Source organism: Saccharothrix deserti, assembly GCF_009769385.1.
In the GTDB taxonomy this organism is placed as follows: Bacteria; Actinomycetota; Actinomycetes; order Mycobacteriales; family Pseudonocardiaceae; genus Actinosynnema; species Actinosynnema deserti.
This window is the reverse complement of record NZ_VKAB01000043.1, coordinates 13,462-31,062: the sequence shown is the minus strand read 5'-3', so window position 1 is coordinate 31,062 and position 17,601 is coordinate 13,462. Positions and strand designations below refer to the sequence as shown.

Below are 17,601 nucleotides of genomic sequence, written 5' to 3'. Positions count from 1 at the left end.
CGCACTCCCCTCAACGGCGATGTGCGAACACTCACAACCCGACCTCAAACAGTGATGAAATGTGACTATGCCGCGCACTTCGGCCGCGGCGTTGCGGCCCCGCGCATCCGGTCAGCGCACGGCCCGGCGACCCCGAACGTTCACGCGAACGTTCACTGTCCGCTTTCGAGCCCGATGACGTCTTCCAGCGTTCGGCGCAGCGTGGCGATCCGGTCCGGACCGACGTGCCGCGCCCACCGCCGCTCGATGTCCATGAGGATCCGGGCGGCGGCGACCTGGCCCTTCCTGCCCCGTTCGGTCAGCCGGATGATCTTCGCCCGGCGGTCGTCCGGATCGGCCGTCCGCTCGACGTAGCCGTATCGCTCGAGTTCACCGACCACCTCGCCGATCGCCTGCTTGGTGAGCCCGGAGCGTTCGGCGAGCGCGGTCAGCCGCGAGCCGTCCTCGTCGATGAACCGGAAGACGGAACCGTGCCAGAACCGGATCCCCTCGAACCCCTCCTCGCTGAGCCGCTGGTGGAGTTGTTCGACGGTGATGTCCTTGACCTGTGCGAGCAGAGCGGGAAGCGGCGGCTTGCTCTCGTCGTCCTCGGCCCGCTTCCCGGATCGCGTCGTCATCCCGGGCACCTCCCTGGCACAGCCATTTCGTCAAGGTACTTGACAGTATGGTGCCGCCTGATAGTACGGTTACCTTACTAGCCCGCGAGCACCCCGGTATCCGCCCTGGTGACGAGGCTTGACGGCCCACACCGGCCCGATCCGGGCGGCGAACCACGAACACCGACAACCATGGGGAAAGATCATGAACAGTTCCGACCCGCAACGCGACGAGGTCGCCGGCGTCGAGGCCTCCGAGATCGACGCTCTGGCCGCGCGGGTGATGGGTCCGGTGGTCACCTCCGGAGACGAGCGGTACGACGCGGAACGCGCCGGGTACCAGACCACTCGTTCGCATCGGCCCGACATCGTGGTGGGCGCGACCGGACCCGCTGATGTGCGGGCGGCGGTGGCGTTCGCGAGCGACCACGGGCTTCCGGTCGCGGTGCAGGGCACCGGGCACCAGTTGTCCGCCGTCGCCTCCGAGGGCGGAGTGCTGATCAACACCTCGCGGATGACCGGTGTCCGGGTGAACGCCGAGGCGGGCACCGCGTGGCTGGCGGCGGGTACGCGGTGGGACCAGGTGATCCACGAGGCGGCGCCCGCCGGGCTGGCGCCGCTGTCGGGCTCCCTCCCGACCCTCGGCGCGGTCTCCTACACCCTCGGCGGCGGGCTGGGTCTGCTGTCCCGGCGTTACGGCTACGCCGCCGACCACGTGCGCAGCCTCGACGTCGTCACGGCGGACGGCCAGCTGCGGCACGTCACCGAGGACTCCGACCCGGACCTGTTCTGGGCACTGCGCGGCGGCCGGGACAACTTCGGCGTGGTGACCGGCATGGAGATCGACCTCATGCCGATCACCACGCTCTACGGCGGAGGACTGTTCTTCCCCGGCGAATCAGCCGCCGAGGTCTTCGAGACCTACCTGCAGTGGACCGCCACCGTGCCCGACGAGATGAGCTCCTCGGTCGCGCTGATCTCCTTCCCCAACGTTCCGGCGCTCCCGGAGCCGTTGCGCGGCCGTCACGTCGTCCACCTCCGAATCGCCTACGCCGCGGACACCCTCGGGGCCAGCGAGCGCTTGGTGGCGCCGTTGCGGGCACTCCACCCCATGATCGACACCCTTCGCGAGATGTCCTACCCCGAGTCCGTGACCATCTACAACGACCCCGTCGCGCCGGGAACCTTCGAGGCCGGCACCGCCATGATGGGCGAACTCGACGCCATCGCGGTGCGCGCCATCCTCGACCTGGCCGGGCCCCACGTGCCGGTGCCGCACATCGTCGAACTGCGCCACCTCGGCGGGAGGCTCGCCCACCCGCCCGCCGTCGGCAACGCCGTCGGCAACCGCGACGCGCGATTCCTGTTCAACGTCGCTTCCCGGTTGGAACGCGCCGACATCACCGACGTGCGGCCCGCGCACAAGAAGATGTTCGAGGCGATCGCGCCGTGGAGCACCGGGGGCCGATTCCTGAACTTCATGAACGGCGAGAGCGACTCCGAGCAGGTGCGCTCCGCGTACGACCCCAAGGACTACCAACGGCTGACCGAGCTCAAGGCCGTCTACGACCCGGCGAACACCTTCCGGTCCAACCACAACATCCCGCCGGCCGTCTCCTGAAACCGCGGGAACGCGTAGCCGCCCGGTCGTAGGCGGGTGCCGGGCTCCGGCCCGGACATGATCTTGCTGGAACCCGGTCGACCGCGCCCGACCGGGCTCCAGCATCCCGTCCTGAAAACCCGTTGTGATCACAACTACGTGATCACAACGGGTTTTCAGCCTGCCGCTGGGCCGAGGTGCACCGGCAGGCTGATCGCGGAGTTGAACATGAACGACGGAACCGGGGTCAGCTCGCCGGGTTCGACGGCGAGCCGGAGGTCGGGGTAGCGGGCGAACAGCGCGGGCAGGGCCACCGCCAGCTCGATCCGGGCCAGGTGGGCGCCGAGGCAGACGTGCGGTCCACCGCCGAACGCGATGTGCTTGGTCGGCGGCCGGGTGATGTCGAACCGGTCGGCGCCCGGACCGAACCGCGCCGGGTCGCGGTTGACCCCGCTGAAGGGCGCGAGGATGGCCTCCCCCTTGGGGATGGTCACGCCACCGACGGTGATGTCCTCGAGTGGGTACCTGGCCGGGAAGTTCCCGATCGGGGCGTCCCAGCGCAGCGTCTCCTCGACGACCTTGGCCCACGTTTCGGCGTCGCCGTCACGGGCGATGGCCAACTGGTCCGGGTGGGTGAGCAGGGCCCGCGTCGCGTTGATGATCAGGGCGAGCGTGGTCTCGTGGCCGGCGCCGATGAGCATCCACAGGGTGTCTTCGAGCTCTTCGTCGGTGAGCGCCTCGTTGTCCTCGTTGTTGATGGCGATCAGCGCGCTGGTCAGGTCGTCGACCGGTTCGGCTCGCCGCATGGCGATGAGCCGGCTCCACAGGTCGTGCCGCTCCTCCTGGATCGCCAGGGTCTCCTCGGCCGTCGTGTCGGCACGCACGACGCTGTCGATCAGCTCGCGGAACCGGGGCCGCCACGATTCGGGTACGCCGATGAGCTCGCAGATCACCTGCATGGGGAACGGGTAGGCGTAGTGCTGCCGCAGGTCGACGGCGCCGTCCGGGCCGGCCTGGTTGGGCAGGTCGTCCAACAGCGTGGTCACGATGTGCTCGATGCGCGGCCGCAGACCCTCGACCCGGCTGCGGGTGAACGTGCGGATCAGCGGGCGACGCAGCCGTTGGTGCTCCGCGCCGTCGTGGGACATCACGCTGTTGAGCCGGATCACGTTGAGCAACGGCCAGTCCTCGGGAACCTCGCCGCGTTGCAGGGCGTGCCAGTTGTGCCAGTCCCGGCTCACCCTCGGGTCGGTGACGAGGTCGGCGAGCAACGCGTACTCGGTGACCACCCACATCCGGACGTCACCGGGGAGCACGGCGCGGACGACCGGGCCGAGTTCGCGCATCCGTGCCGCTTCGCCGTGGTGATCGGCGCCCGAGGGGTCGAGGTGGACGAGGGGAGCCCGGGTGGCCTGGGTGGCCATCGCGTCGGCCATGGTGACATGCCTCCTGGCTACTGGATGTCAAAGCGGTGGGGGTCCGGTCGAGCGTCTCCGCACCCTTGTGCGCGAGCTGGTACGACCGGTGGAACGCCCCGGCAGATGAACACGGCTCGACCACGACAGCCGTCCGGTTGGCGCGATGCTGGCCCGCCGACCTCAAAAATCGCTTAAATGCGACTAACCTCCGACTAAATCGGATACGTGATCCACGTCACCCCTAATTCGGTGGACACCTTTTTGGCAGCGGGCTAGGGTCACGACCCTCATTAATTCTTGAGCTTCCCTGGGTGTCCACCGCTGATGCACAGCACAGCGCGTAGTGATGGGGCCATTCCGCATGGATACTTCTGTTTCCTCGTCCGTCCCGATACCGAGCGCCACCGACACGCCGGCCGAGGTGACGCGACCGTTGAGCCCGACGGAACGCTGGTACTGGATCGCCGACCAGCTGTCCACGCTCAACGTCAGCGCCCGCGTCCGCATCGAGGGCGAACTGTCCACTGTGGCGCTGCGGAGGGCACTGGCCGCGCTGCAGGCCCGGCATCCGCTGCTCCGCCTGGCCATCACGGCGAGCGCATCCGGCACCGACCCGCGATTCCTGCCGACGGACAACCCGATTCCACTGCGTGAGGTGATCCTCACCCAGTCCGAGGACACGCGGTGGGTGCGCGAGGTGGACGAGCAGGAGCTCGCCGTCTCGATCGACTGGGGGTCGGGTCCGCTGGCCCGCGCCGTCCTCATCACGCAGCCGGGGCACATCCACGATCTGGTCATCACCGTCGCGCACTGCATCTCGGACGGGACGACCCTGCTCTCGCTGCTGCGGCAGTGGGTGCGGCTCGCCGCCGAGCCGCCGGCGGCCGACCAGACCGTCGCGAGTGGACCCGTCCGGCCCGCCGTGGAAGACCTCTTCCCGGCGCGCTACCGCGGGGGGCCGGGTGGGCTGTCCGACAAGAACGCGGCGGACGAGGAGGACCCCGGCGCGGTCCAGGGCGAAGTGGGGCGGCTGACGGCCGATCGCTTCGTGCCGTTCCACCAGCGCCGAACCCGGTTGTTACACCGGTTCCTCGCGAGTGACGCGCTGGAGAACCTCACGCTGGCGTGCAAGCGGGAAGGCGCCACGGTGCACGGCGTGCTGGCCGCGGCGATGGTCTCCGCCGTGGCACGTGATGCCGGGACCCCGTCGCCCACGCACTTCACCATCGGCTCTCCGGTCAGCTTCCGGGACGAGCTCGATCCGCCGCCGTCCCAGGACGAGGTCGGCCCCTACGTGTCGGCGGTGCACTCCGTGGTCCAGCACCGGCCCGACGACCTGTGGTCGATGGCCCGGTCCATCACCGGCGACATCGCGGAGCGCAGGCAACGCGGCGAGCACTTCGCGGGGGCCAGCCTCCTCACGGACCACGGGCCGGCCGGCGTCGCGGACAGTGAACCGTTCGTCCGGTTCATCGAGGAGCACGGCCCGTTCAACTTCTTCATCTCCAACATCGGGCGGTTCGACTTCCCCGACACGCTGGGCCCGTGGCAGTTGTCAGGGGCACAATTCGTCGGCGGCATCTCGGTCGTCGGCTACTTCGCCGCGTCGGTCAGCACCAGCCACGGCCAGTTGTCCTGGAACTTCACCTACATCGACGAGGCGATATCGCCGGAACGCGCCGAGCGCCTCGCCGACGACAGCGTCCGGATCGCGCTCGAGGCAGCGAGGTTGGACTGACAGCGCAACGGCCCCGCTCCCGGTCGGACGTATTCCGCGGCAGGAAGACGATCTCGACCAGGCGGGGCCGTCGCGCTGCCCAACCCGTGATCAAGCAGCTCTGAATGACGCTCCCGAGCTCGAGAACGAGAGCTCTAGAACGAGCTCGCCACCGACGGTATCTCCGGCAGGTTCTCCGCCGACCGCTGCGGCAGCGGCACCACCACCGCCTCGTCCAGGGCGGGGTCCAAGGTCAGCACCGCCTGGTGGTACTTCTTGAGCTTGAGCGAAGGCTCGAGCCCGAACTCGTTGATCATGTTGTGCCGCAGTTTGTGGAACGCTTCCAACGCCCGGACGCGGTATCCCGACCGGTACAGCGCGATCATGTACTGGGCGTGCAGGTTCTCGTGGAAGCGGTTGCGCGAGGTCAGGACCGCGAGCTCACTGAGGATCTCGCGGTGCAGGCCCAATCGCAGGTCCAGTTCGATGCGGTAGTCCAGCATCGTCATCCGGGACTGTTCCAGTGCGGCGACCTCGGCTCGGATCCTGGTGCCCGGCTCGACATCGGCCACCGCGGGTCCGCGCCGCCAGAGGTGCAGGGCCTGGCGGAAGTACTGGGCGGCCGAACGCAGGTCGTCCGCGTCCATGGCCTTGGCCCCGGCCCGTTCGAGCCGGTGGTAGGTCTGCAGGTCGAACTCCCCGGGTTCGGCGGCGAACCGGTACCCGTTCTGCACCGTCTGCAGCATGGTCTCGGCCACCTCCGCCATGGTGAGGCCGGTAGTCCGGGTCAACTGCTTCCGGAGGTGGAACACATAGGCCTGTAACGCCGTGCGCGCGGTTTTGGGCGGGACTTCCTGCCATAACTCGTCTATCAGAGCCGAGACGGGTACCACCCGTAAGTGGTTGAGCAGCAAGAGCGCGAGCACCTTGCGCGGCTTCTGCGCGGTGGGCGCCATCTCGACCGTGCCGTGACGGACCGACAGCGGGCCGAGAACTCTGATATACATCGAACCCTCGTCTTCTCGTCGACTCCACCGCGGATCGCACGACTGTTGCCGCGACCATTGCGGAGACAATCGTCGCGGCAGACGGCGAGCCACAGTGATCAATTCATCACGGTTGTGAATACGGCCGATCAGCCGAGCTTGAGGCACACTTGGACTCCCTGGTGGACCGGGAGCCGCAGGGTGAGGTATCCGTTGGCCGGATCGTTGACGTAGTCGAGGAAATCCTGGTTGATGTTCCGGCCGACGTCGAGGTCGATGTCATCGACGATCACCAGGGCACCGGGCCGCAGCCGGGGCTGCACGAGGCCCAGGATCGGCAGCCGGAGGGTGGGCCACCCGTCCAGGAGCAGCAGGTCGACCGGCCCGGGCAGTTCCCGCAGCGTCTCCTGCGCGTCACCGAGTCGCAGGTCGACGAGGTCGTCGAGACCGGCGGCGGCGAAGTTCTCGCGTGCGCGCTGCGCCTTTTCCGGTTGCAACTCGGTCGTGATCACCTGCCCGCCGCCGTTGTCGCGCACCGCGGATGCCAGGTGGAGCGTCGAGATCCCGAACGAGCAACCGAACTCCACCACGGTTCGCGCCTTGACGGCCCGGGTGAGCAGGTAGAGAAGTTTCCCGCCCTCCCTCGACACCGACATGATGATGTCTTTCGCGCGGTCCGCCAGCTCGGCGTCACTCATTTCGAGGGGATATTCGGCGGTCACGTCCACGCCGGCCGCCGCGAAGGCCGCCACTAAATCCTGCTGATCCTCGGCGGCGAACAGCCGGTCCAGAGTCGAGACCACCGGTTCCGAGCGCAGCGTCGAAGACATGGTGACACTCCTTGAGTTGTCGAGGGGTTCCCGTTATATGAGGATCCTGGTGCCTGTCCATTCACGGATGATGTATCGGAGCTTGGCGCGATGTCATCCCCCGATTCTTCGCGCGACCAGCAGAGCAGAGTCGGCCAGGCAGCCTGGTCGTCTCCGATGGTAAGCGCGTCGTCACCGGCTGGGAAGCCCCAAGTGCTCCGTTGTCGCAGAGTTTTCGCCGGCTTCACATCGCACAGCGACGACAAATCCGTGACGTATCGGACAAGTCATTGAACCGCAAAACCCGGTGCATCCTCCACAACCGACTACGGGAACCCGCTCGACATCTTCAGGAAAACCATCGCCGCACTGCCCTCGATGTGCGGAATGTGCGTGCGCTCGCGGTGGGTGGTGTTCCCGGGGACGGACCGATGGTTTCCCGACCTGGAATCGCGCAGGTCAGGGGATCAGGACGGTCTTGCCGGACAGCCCTCCGGGGAAGGCCTCGGCGTGCACGGCCGGCAGCTCGACCAGCGGCCGCCGCTCGGCCACCCAGACCTTCAGGTCCCCGGCGTCGACGCGGGTGACCAGATCGGCGAGCTGGGCGGCGTCGCTGCGCGCGAAGACCTGCACCGTCTTCACCCCGCGGCCGGCATCCGCCGGGCCGGGAGTGGTGGTGCTGACGAAGGCTCCGCCGTCGGCGACCAGGTCCAGCAGCGCCGCGGTGTCCTCCGCGGCGGTGGGCGACAGGTTCAGCACCATGTGCAGCACCACGTCGAACCGCTGCCCGGCCAACGCCTCCAGGACGGGGGTGGCGGTGTAGTCGACGATCCGCTCCGCGCCGTAGGAGCGGACGCGGTCCTGGCTGCGCGGACTGGCGGTCGCGGTCACGACGGCACCGGCCTGCGCGGCGAGCTGGACGGCGTACCCGCCCACCGCGCCGCCCGCGCCGTTGATCAGGATGCTCTGCCCGGCCTTCAGGCCGCCGTGCTCGAACAGCGACTGCCAGGCCGTCACCCCGGCCGAGGGCAGGACCGCGGCGTCGGCCAGCTCGACCGTGCTCGGTGCGGCGACCAGCACGTCGGCGGGCGCGGCGACGTACTCGGCGGCTGCGCCGGGCACGTTCATCGGCAGGAACCCGATCACCGCGTCCCCGACGTTCCAGCCGCTCACGCCCTCGCCGACCTCGGCGATGACACCGGCCACGTCGTAGTTCGGGATGTGCGGGAACGTCAGCGGGAACGCCTGCTGCAGCACGCCCGCGCGGATCGGGACGTCGACGGGGTTGAACGCGGTGCCGGCCACCTGCACCACGACCTGTCCCGCACCCGCCACCGGACGGTCCGCCTCCTCGTAGACCATGACGTCACTCTCGCCGTACGAGTGGTAACGGATTGCCTTCATGATCTCTCTCCTTCGCTCGCTTGCTTCGAAGTCGAAGCATAAACGAGCCTAACTGATTTGACTTCGAAGCACACTCCTGCCGCAAGTGATGATCGACACATTGCTACGGGTTCGAAGCATATATGCTGGGAAAATGGCCGACTTCCGCCCCGACGCCGGCGCCGACGGCGTCCAGGCACTAGACCCCGAGCAACTTGGGGTCTACTTCGCGCTCATGGAAGCGGTCAGCCTGCTCCAGCACCACGTCGAACAGCAGCTGCGCACCGAGGGCGACCTGAGCTACGTGCAATTCCAGCTCCTGGCCCGTCTCGCCGCGGTCCACGGCCAACTGACCATGACGCAGCTGGCCGACGGCGTCGTCTACAGCCGCAGCGGCCTGACCTACCAGGCCGGGCTGCTGGAGAAGGCCGGCCTCATCACCCGCGGCCCCAGCCCCGCCGACGAGCGCGCCACCCTGGTCACCATCACCGAGGACGGCCTCGCCCTCGTCGGCCGCGTCCTGCCCGGCCACATCCAGGTCGTCCACCGCCTGCTGTTCGAGCCCCTGTCGGACGAAGACCTGCGCCACCTCGGCGACATCATGTCCCGCGTGCGGGACCACATGCGCGCCCAGCCACCCCGCTCCGCCGCCCCCCGCAAACGCCGCCCGACCCACGTGGCGAAAGACCGGTGACGGCAAGCCGCTCATTCGCGGAAACGTGGACCACGTTGCCACAGGTGGCGGTTGCACCACTTCCTGGTGACATCCGATCGAGTCGATCAATTCATTTTCCGGACATCAGCGGACGCAGTCGAGTGGTTCCCGCACCCTCTTAGGGTGCTCCTCCATTAATGCCACTCTCCCCTCTCGCACGTCTGGTACTCACGAGTTCTGGTGGCTGTTCCCGCCACCGGAACGACCGTGAGGAGAAAGCGCGTGAGCCTGCGCAAATCACTGATCACCTACCTCATCGCGTTGCCCGTCGTGCTCGGACTCGTCGCACCCGCGGCGCACGCCGCACCGGCGTCGGCCCGGGGCGACGAGCTGGCCTGCATCGGGCCGTTCTACCAGGACGACACGCGCCTGGGACCGAAAGACCTGCCGGCACCGCACGATCCGGTCGGGAAGATGCTGGTCGGGTACGAACGATTCGGCAAACTCAACTCCAAGGAATTCCTGGGGAAGTACTGGGAGGACCACGGGGAAAGGATTGGGTGGAAATACCCGCCCAATGACGGTTTCCAGGGCGAACCCAAGCTGGAAGATCTCCGAGTCGGTGCGTACGTCGACCGCTTCGGTGGTGAGTCCGGCCGGTTCCTGGCACCGGTCGACACATCGTTCGCCAAGCGCTCGATCCCGCCGCAGAGCCTCGACTCCTGCTACTACAAGGACGGCTTCCGCAAGAACAGCTATTACAAGTACGTTGTCAAGAAGAAGTTCAAGGTGCTCAGCGGCACCACCGCCGCGGCCTTCGAACAGCCAGGCGGCGGCGTCCAGTACAAGGTGATCGCACCGCCCGGCAGCCAGGAGCGGTGGAACGTCGACTGGCTCCTGAAGCACGACTACCTGACCCGGGTGTAGCAGGATCGATCGGAGCTGTCATGGACCGCCACGCGCTCGCGCAAGCCCTGGACGGGGCCGGCGTCCCCCGGAACGCCTACCTGATCGAGGGTGTCCGGGAGTTCGGCGACGTGCCGCCCCTGGACTTCTACTTCCTGCGCGAGCGCGGCGGTCGGTGGCAGGTCGGTGTGTTCGAACGAGGCGTGTACGACCCGTTCGTCGAGCACGACACCGAGGAGGCGGCGTGCGCCGACCTCTACGACCGGCTGACCTGGAACACCGGGTGATCCCGCCCCGCCGGCACTCCGGCGGGGCGGGGCGCCCGTCAGCCGTTCACCGCTCTGGGCTGCGGCGCGAACAGCGGCTTGCCGAACTCGTTGCGGAACACCATGATCCGCGGGTTCTTGGCTTTGTAGTAGCCCTCCGTGTAGTAGCCGGTGGTGGCGAAGTCGAGCCTGCCGTCACCGCTGAAGTCGCCCACCGCGATCCGGGCCGTCGAGTAGGTGGACACCGTGGCGCTCGTGCACTGCGCGATCACGCCGTCCCGCACGTCGATCTTGTAGTACAGCACGCCCTGCCACGGCGCCGGGCCGCGCAGCGCGACCAGGAATTCGTCGTTGCCGTCCCCGTCGAAGTCGGCGGCCACGACGTGGTGGCCGACGGCGAGACCGGGCTTCTCGGGGTCACCGAAGATCGCGAGGACCGTGCGCTGCCACGCCCCGCCCGGACCCGCGCCGTTCGGTTTGCGGGTGTAGACGGCCAACGTGTTGCCGTGGAACGGTTCGATGGCCGCGATGTAGCCGTACTGGTTGTCGCCCAACCTGCCAACGGCCAGGTTCCCGCTGCCCTTGAAGCGGCGGCTCATGCCCTCGGGCGGGTTCTGCAGCGGTGAGCCGGGGTGCAGTTGGGTGTGCTGCCACGTCCCGTCGCCGCCCTGGCCGAACCACTCGATGCCCTCCTCGCAGGCCAGCAGGAGCGAGTCCCGGTCGGGGTAGGGCGTGCCGGCGAACCTGTCGACCACGACGCCGTGCACGATCCGGAAGTCCGTCGTGTTCAACGCGGTCCGGTTCCACGGCCGGTCGTCGAGGACGTTCGCGGGCGGGTGGAAGAGCGTGACCTCGATCGGTTGGTCCACGCCCTGCGAACCGCCCGCCGGCCCCACGACCGGCAGCGCCAGCAGTTCGGTGCCGCCGGCGGCGGTGAACCGGCCGAGCGCGAGGCGGTGCGTGGCGACGAGGTCGCCGATCTGCCGCTGTTCCCACGGCTGGTCGCCGGTGTGGTCACCGGGGTTGCGCAGCCAGGAGATCTTCCCGTCGGCCGAACCGCAGTCGAACATGCACTTGCCGTAGTCGTGGCAGATGACGATGTCGGCACGGCCGTCGCCCGCGATGTCGCCGCAGTCCAGCGCGACGGGCTTGTCCATCTCGATGACGCGGTGCTTGCGCCAGGGGCCGTTGTCCCGGCCCGGGTTCTGGTACCAGGAGACCTGCCCGGTCGTCAGACCGGACGTGACGAGGTCCAGCCGGCCGTCGCCGTCGATGTCGGCCGCCTGCACCCAGTAGCCGTCCTTCGGGTCGGCGTCGACCAACTGCGGGACGAAACCGATGCCGGGGTCGCCGAGGTTCACAGTCCGGTCACCGCCCTGAGGTACTGGCGGGCCCTGCGCGCGAAGTCCAGCGGCTCGCCCTGGTCGAGGCCCTGTTCGGCCTCGACGACCAGCCAGCCGGTGAAGCCCTCGCGGTCCAGCTCGCGCAGGATCGTCGGGAAGTCCACGATCCCCGTGTCGCCGGGAACGGTGAACACGCCTCCCTTCACGTACTCGTAGAAGCTGCGGTACTTGCCGCTGCTGATCGGCTCCTCGCGGATGTTCTTCAGGTGCACGTGCGGGATGCGGTAGGCGTGGTCGCGGATCAACCGCGCCACCCTGGCCCCCGCCCACGTGAGGTGACCGGTGTCGAGCAGCAGGTGCACGTTGTCGTTCGTGGCCTGCATCAGCCGGTCCACCTCGTCGTGGGTCTGCACGCCCGTGCCCATGTGCGGGTGGTAGCACAGCCGCATCCCCTCGCTCGTGGCGAGGTTGCCGAGGGTGTTGAGCCCGGCGGCCAGGTCGTCCCACTGGGAGTCGGTGAACCTCGGCTTGCGCTCCACGAGGTCCGCGTCGGGGTCGAGGTGGATGGAGTTGCCGAACTCCGCCACGCCGATGTCCTGGCCGCCGACCTTCTTCACGAACTTCATGCGCTGGCGGAACTCGGCCAGCGTCTGCTCGTACTTGTCCGGCTCGGTGAAGAACGTGCTCACCCAAGGCTCGGAGACGCGCAACTGGCGGCGCGACAGCTCGTGGACGAGCTTGTCCGCGTTCTTCGGGAACTTGTGGCCGATGCTGCACCCTTGGAAGCCCGCTTTGGCGATCTCGTCCACGCACTGCTCGAAGGGGATCTCGCTGCCCAGTTCTTCTTCGCCCTGGAAGTCGTCGTTGCTCCAACACGTCGGCGTGATACCGAGGAACACCCGTTGTCGGTCGAACATGGGAACCTCCGGGTGTCAGGCTTCGGGAGTGAGGATGGACTGCGCCGACAGCAACGCCATCGCCATGCTGGTGAGCGTCGGGTTGCCCGCGTTGCCCGAGGGGTGCAGGCCGTTGCCGCCGAGGTAGAGGTTGGTCATCCCGTGCACCTTGGAGGTCCGGTCGACCACGCTGGTCTCCGCGTTGTCACCCATCCGCGTGGTGCCCGCGATGTGCAGCGGCAGGCCGGGCTTGACGAACTGCGGCTCGGAGCCGGGCAGGTAGCCGCCGAGGAACGACGCCACCTCCGTCATGTTGCCCATCATCTCGCCCGCGCGCTCGCGTTCCTTCTTGGTGAGGTTGAACGTGAACGTGGGTTGTGGCATGCCGAACGTGTCCGTGACGGCGGTGGAGAACGTGACGCGGTTCTCCGGGCGCGGGCGGGTCAGCCCGAACCACCGCAGGTCCACGACCAGCCTGGAGTCGACGTCCGGGGCGAGGTCGCCGTAGCTGAACGCGTCGCGGTGGATCTGGCAGTGCCACGGGTACCGCTGCGTCATCGGGAGCCACAGGTTCGGCTCCGGTTCACCCATCGGGATCGGCACCGGGTCCTGCGGGTGGGACTGGCGGTACTCGTCGATGCGCTTGGCGCCGTCGTAATTCGGATCCAGGTAGTCCTTGATGTTGTCGACCAGGTGCTGGTGCAGCACGACCTGGCAGAACGACATCGGCTGCTCGGTCATGTACCGGCCCAGCGCGGGCAGCCGGTCCTCGCCGAACCCCGAGGCGAACAGCAATTGCGGGGTCAGCACGGCGTTGCAGGCGACGATGTACTGCTCGGCCGTGACGATGATCTCGTCGTCCCAGTTGTTGAGGTTCCAGACCTGCGCGTATTGCACCTCGGTCTGCTCGGGGTTCATGACCAGTTTGGTGCACTGGTGCTCCGGCAGCAGGGTGAAGTTCGCGTTGGGCTTGCGCGGGTCCGCGAGTTCGCCCAACACGGTGTCCGTGCCGCTCCACCGGACGAACTCCTTCTTGTCGGTGCGCCGCTCCACCGCCAGCGGGAGTGCCTGGATGGGGTAGCCGGCCTTGTCCAGCACGGTGCGGACGAGCTGGTGGCGCACCGAGATGTCGAACGCCTCGGTGTTCGTCTTGATCAGCTGCTCGGCCTCTGTGTAGAACTTGTCCATCGTGGCGAGGTCGATCGGGTACTGGTGCACGGTGCCCGAGGGGGACGTCCAGTCCAGCTCCACCGATTCCTTGAACCGCGGGGTGGCGCACGTCCAGTGGGTGGCCATACCGCCCACGGCGTAGGTGGACCCGCACGCGTCGAGGTTGTAGTGCTTGTCCTGTTCGGGGTTCTGGCCGTTCTTGATGAAACCGGGGTACTTCTTCGGGTCGAAGCGGAACGCCGACGGGTCCAGCGTCAACGGCGGGTCGTCGCGGGTGGGCACGGACACCGGGCTGAGGTGGCCCTTGATGACCGAGACGAACAGGTCCATGTTGCGCTGGAACAGGAACGCGTTCTTCTGGTGTTCGCCGTACCGCGCGGACTGCTGCGCCCCCGCGTCGATCATGAGGACCTTCTTGCCCGCCGCGACGAGCTTGTTCGCGAACGTCGCGCCGATCGGTCCCGAGCCGACGATCAAGGCGTCGACTGAGATTTCCTGCCGTGCCATGTGGAACCCCTATTCTTGCGGACTGGCGCACCGCGGGTGCGCCACGACGAAGGCCGAGTCCGAAGTAGACCTCTGTCCGGACTCGGCAATCCGATCGTGGCACCGCGCATGGTGTGGCGGAACGCTCGCGCCGGGATGCGACCGGATAGAGCGCACCTGCACCACGACCAGGTACGACTGCGTTTCGGTGCGCGAACGCCCCGGTAGCTCCGACGTGTCGGGGCTCGCGCGAACGTGCGCGATCGGTCAACCGGCCGCACGACGCGGACCCGGCTCGTCAACCACACCGCGTAGACGGCCTGGGAGCAGCCCCAAGTGCCGCACGCCGTCGGACTCGATCTTTTCGGACGGCCGGAATCGCGGGCGCAGTGGACGGCCGCCCGACTTCACGCGGCGGAGCGGTATCGCCGTATCCCGACCCGGCGGCCGAACACGCTCAGCGCGCGCCACACTCGCCACACTCCACCGTCGAGCGACCTCGTGCCATCGCTGGACCGGATGAACCTGCGGCCTTCAACGGCTTTCAGGCGTGTCCGGCGAGGACGCGCTGGATGAGTTGCTGCGAATCGCCGTGGCTGTAGCCGGTGAAAGTCCCCGCGATCTCGTAGGTCGTCGCATCCGTCAGCCGGATCGACGCCTTGATCGGCACCGCGCGCAGGACCCGGACCGCGGCGAACTCCTCGTACGGCAGCCAAATCGCGCCGTCCCGCACGGCGAGAGCGCCTGGGCGGCCGGACTCCACCAGCTCCCGCAGCACCTGCTTCCCGCCGTCGGGCGTCTTCGACCGGCGTGGCGCGAAAAGCAGACCCAGGTCTGTGATGACGAGGTAGTGCAGCTCACCCCCCAGCCGGACGTCGGCGATCCCGCCGCGGATCCTCGCCGCGGTCGCCGGGATCCTGACCGGGCCGGTGCCCACCGCGTGGACGTCCACGCGCAGCTCATCGAGCGCCGCCCGCGCCTGCTCCGCGGCACCCGAGAAAATGCTCTCGACGATGTCCTCGACGTCCGCCCCGACCGGCACCGGCTGCTCATCCCACCGGTGTTCGAACCGGACCGAACCGGCTTCGAACGCCGCCAGCAGGATCACCGCGTCCAGGCCCTCCGGGGCGAGGTTCGCCGCGGTCAGTTCGTCGAACAACTCCTCACCGTCACCGGCTTCGGCGCGACTGAGCACGTCGTGGAGGGTCGGCACACCCGCCCGCGCCATGGCCCGGTACGCCGCGTCGTGCTCCCGGCGCAGCCACAGCAGCCACACTTCGCGGAGGTAGTCGTCCCAGGGCAGGCCGCGCAGGCCCCCGAAGTCGAACGCCACGGCTTCGACGCGCTTCGCGAAATCCGCCACGAGATCCACGTCGAAAACCGGGGGCGCGTCGCCGTCCGGCGCCGAATCCAAGGCCCACAAGCGATCCGCGATCGGCGGATGGGTGTCCCACCACGACCGCGCCTCGGCCCGGACCGGTGCGGCGAGGAGTTCTTCGCGCCGGGCGTCGAGCATGCGGCCGAACCCGCCGAAGACGTCCTGCGGGGCCAGGCCGACGTCGAAGCCGCCACTGACGTATTCACTCCAGTAGACGTCCCACGCGTCCTTCACGATCGGCAGCCGCCGCAACGTCGCCTGCGCCGCCTCCCGCCCGGCGACGCGGGCCATGACGGCGTCCGCCTCCAGTTCCTGGCGACGGCTCACCGCGTGCTGAACCGCGACGTACAGCATCCCGTAGCCGCGGAACAGCCAGCCGAGCGGATTGGCCCGGTGGCGGGCGAACCGGCGCAGCACCCCGCCGATCGCGACGTGTCCCCGGTAGCTCAGCGCGGCCAGCCTGCTGTGCCGATGGAGGTAGTGGCCGAACTCGTGCGCCAACACGGCCATCAACTCCGCCCGCGACAACCCGCACACCAGCGGCAGCCCGAGGTACAGGTCACGACGTCCGGGCAGCAGCCCGAACAGCTTCGTCCGCTCGGACACCGAAGCGGCCACTTCCGCGTTGAGCCAGACCTGGTCCGGCGGCCGGGTCCCGGTCTTCGCGGCGAGCTCGTCCAACGCGTGCCACAGCTCTGGGCAGTCGTCGCGGTACAGCGGAAGACTCCGCGTCGACGAAGGCTTCTCGCGCAGCGGGGCGAGAGACCTGACCAGCAACCCCACCACCAGCCCGACCCCGAGCCCGGCGGCCACGAGCACCAGCACGTTCCCGCCGCTGACGACGTACGCCGACCAGCTCACCGCGAACGGCAGACCGATCACGTAAGCGACGACGACGAGGACGAACCCCAGCAGCAGGACCACGGAAACGGCCGCCCTGAGCACGATGATCCACCGGTGCACGGGCAGGAGGGTACGGCTCCCGCACCCGGTGGTGGGAATACACCGGAACGCCCACGGCCCTGCCGGACGAGGCGATATGGTCCCGATTCACACCACGTGCGATCAGGGGGACCTGGCGATGTCTGGCGACGGTCGAGCGCGCCTCGAAACGCGCAACGCCGCCATGAAGGAGCAGGTCAACGGCCTGTTGGACACCTTCAACCGGCAGGCCGAGATGCTGCGCGACGCGCAGACGGCGGCCGCTCAGGCCACTGCCTCGCTGACGTCCAAGGACGGGTTGGTCCGGGCTGCGGTCGACTCCGGCGGGGTGCTCACCCACCTGGAGTTCGCGCCGTCCGCGTTCGAGCGGTCCACGCCGGAGGCGCTGGCCAGGTCCGTGCTGCAACTCGCACGCGAAGGCGCGAGCCGGGTGAAACAGCAGGTGAACGACCTGATGTCGCCGCTCACCGAGGGACTGCCCGACCTGTCCGACCTGGTCGAGGGCGCGCCGTCGCTGTCGGCGCTGCTCCCCCGGTTCGACGTGCCCGCGCCGCCGCCGGTCACGCCGGACGAGGACTCCTTCGAGGACCGGAGCGCGCTCGCCGACCGCGCCGAGCAGGCACGGACAACACCGCCGTCCCCGCCTCCGCCCGCCGCACGCAGGCGCACGACGTCCGATGAGGACGAACTGCCCGAAAGCTGGCTCAAGGGGAGCTACTGATGAACGCGGGTGGCTTCGGCATCGACCCGGAGGCCGCGGCCGGCGCCGCGGCCGAACTCGCTTCGGCGGCGGACCAGCTGGAGGCCGCACGCACGGCGCTCGCCGACGCCCTCTCCGCCTCCGGCGCGTGCTGGGGCGGCGACGAGTCCGGCCAGGAGTTCGCCAAGGACTACGTGCCCGGCTCCGAGGGCGCGGTGCGGGCGTTCACGTCCCTGGTCGAAGGGCTGCGCGGGATGCGCGGGAGCGTGGTGGACGCGATGGCGACCTACCGGGCCGTCGAGGACACCAACGCCGACACCTTCACGCGCGGGATCTGAGCCGGGATGCAC

16 protein-coding genes are annotated in these 17,601 nt (G+C 68.5%); 7 read left to right on the top strand and 9 right to left on the bottom strand.

Annotated features, from left to right (window positions below):
- Positions 1–152 precede the first annotated feature (152 nt).
- Positions 153–617, bottom strand: a complete 465-nt coding sequence (locus FM051_RS41585) for a MarR family winged helix-turn-helix transcriptional regulator (protein WP_158852607.1) — start codon at positions 615–617, stop codon at positions 153–155.
- Between the two features lie 184 nt (positions 618–801).
- Here FM051_RS41585 and FM051_RS41580 point away from each other — a divergent pair, with 184 nt between their 5' ends.
- Positions 802–2,217, top strand: coding sequence for an FAD-binding oxidoreductase (locus FM051_RS41580; protein WP_158852606.1), 1,416 nt, complete (start codon positions 802–804; stop codon positions 2,215–2,217).
- 155 nt (positions 2,218–2,372) lie between these two features.
- Here FM051_RS41580 and FM051_RS41575 read toward each other — a convergent pair whose 3' ends face one another.
- Positions 2,373–3,632, bottom strand: a complete 1,260-nt coding sequence (locus tag FM051_RS41575; protein ID WP_158852605.1) for a cytochrome P450 family protein — start codon at positions 3,630–3,632, stop codon at positions 2,373–2,375.
- Positions 3,633–4,047: 415 nt separating this feature from the next.
- Here FM051_RS41575 and FM051_RS41570 point away from each other — a divergent pair, with 415 nt between their 5' ends.
- Entirely contained in the window at positions 4,048–5,352 is a 1,305-nt protein-coding gene (locus tag FM051_RS41570; protein ID WP_202919299.1) for a condensation domain-containing protein, read from the top strand.
- Between the two features lie 134 nt (positions 5,353–5,486).
- Here the strand turns inward: FM051_RS41570 and FM051_RS41565 are convergent, their stop codons facing one another.
- The 3 genes from FM051_RS41565 to FM051_RS41555 form a co-directional block, all read right to left on the bottom strand.
- Entirely contained in the window at positions 5,487–6,338 is an 852-nt protein-coding gene (locus FM051_RS41565; RefSeq protein ID WP_158852603.1) for an AfsR/SARP family transcriptional regulator, read from the bottom strand.
- 128 nt (positions 6,339–6,466) lie between these two features.
- Positions 6,467–7,147: an O-methyltransferase gene (locus FM051_RS41560; protein WP_158852602.1), complete on the bottom strand. Its 681-nt coding sequence runs from the start codon at positions 7,145–7,147 to the stop codon at positions 6,467–6,469.
- Positions 7,148–7,585: 438 nt separating this feature from the next.
- Entirely contained in the window at positions 7,586–8,530 is a 945-nt protein-coding gene (locus FM051_RS41555) for an NADP-dependent oxidoreductase (protein WP_158852601.1), read from the bottom strand.
- A gap of 133 nt (positions 8,531–8,663) precedes the next feature.
- Between FM051_RS41555 and FM051_RS41550 the strand changes: the two genes are divergently transcribed.
- From FM051_RS41550 to FM051_RS41540, 3 genes are all read left to right on the top strand, one after another.
- The gene (locus tag FM051_RS41550; RefSeq protein WP_158852600.1) at positions 8,664–9,203 is read left to right on the top strand and encodes a MarR family winged helix-turn-helix transcriptional regulator; all 540 of its coding nucleotides are present in this window, start codon (positions 8,664–8,666) and stop codon (positions 9,201–9,203) included.
- A gap of 243 nt (positions 9,204–9,446) precedes the next feature.
- Positions 9,447–10,091, top strand: a complete 645-nt coding sequence (locus tag FM051_RS41545; protein WP_202919298.1) for a TNT domain-containing protein — start codon at positions 9,447–9,449, stop codon at positions 10,089–10,091.
- A gap of 20 nt (positions 10,092–10,111) precedes the next feature.
- Positions 10,112–10,357, top strand: a complete 246-nt coding sequence (locus FM051_RS41540; RefSeq protein WP_158852599.1) for a hypothetical protein — start codon at positions 10,112–10,114, stop codon at positions 10,355–10,357.
- A gap of 38 nt (positions 10,358–10,395) precedes the next feature.
- Here the strand turns inward: FM051_RS41540 and FM051_RS41535 are convergent, their stop codons facing one another.
- The 4 genes from FM051_RS41535 to FM051_RS41520 all read right to left on the bottom strand — a co-directional run bounded on the left by FM051_RS41535 (position 10,396) and on the right by FM051_RS41520 (position 16,572).
- Positions 10,396–11,697 (bottom strand): FG-GAP repeat domain-containing protein, encoded by a 1,302-nt coding sequence (locus tag FM051_RS41535; protein WP_158852598.1) that lies wholly within the window; start codon positions 11,695–11,697, stop codon positions 10,396–10,398.
- Complete coding sequence (iolE, locus tag FM051_RS41530) at positions 11,694–12,596, bottom strand: myo-inosose-2 dehydratase (RefSeq protein WP_158852597.1); 903 nt, start codon at positions 12,594–12,596, stop codon at positions 11,694–11,696. Before iolE ends, FM051_RS41535 begins: the two co-directional genes overlap by 4 nt.
- A gap of 15 nt (positions 12,597–12,611) precedes the next feature.
- Complete coding sequence (locus FM051_RS41525) at positions 12,612–14,252, bottom strand: pyranose oxidase (protein ID WP_158852596.1); 1,641 nt, start codon at positions 14,250–14,252, stop codon at positions 12,612–12,614.
- A gap of 523 nt (positions 14,253–14,775) precedes the next feature.
- Entirely contained in the window at positions 14,776–16,572 is a 1,797-nt protein-coding gene (locus tag FM051_RS41520) for a M48 family metallopeptidase (RefSeq protein ID WP_158852595.1), read from the bottom strand.
- Between the two features lie 118 nt (positions 16,573–16,690).
- Between FM051_RS41520 and FM051_RS41515 the strand changes: the two genes are divergently transcribed.
- Together FM051_RS41515 and FM051_RS41510 are read left to right on the top strand one after the other, a co-directional pair.
- Positions 16,691–17,272, top strand: coding sequence for a YbaB/EbfC family nucleoid-associated protein (locus FM051_RS41515; protein ID WP_238413022.1), 582 nt, complete (start codon positions 16,691–16,693; stop codon positions 17,270–17,272).
- A complete protein-coding gene (locus FM051_RS41510; RefSeq protein WP_158852594.1) occupies positions 17,272–17,589 on the top strand; it encodes a WXG100 family type VII secretion target in 318 nt (105 codons plus the stop codon). Before FM051_RS41515 ends, FM051_RS41510 begins: the two co-directional genes overlap by 1 nt.
- Positions 17,590–17,601 lie beyond the last annotated feature (12 nt).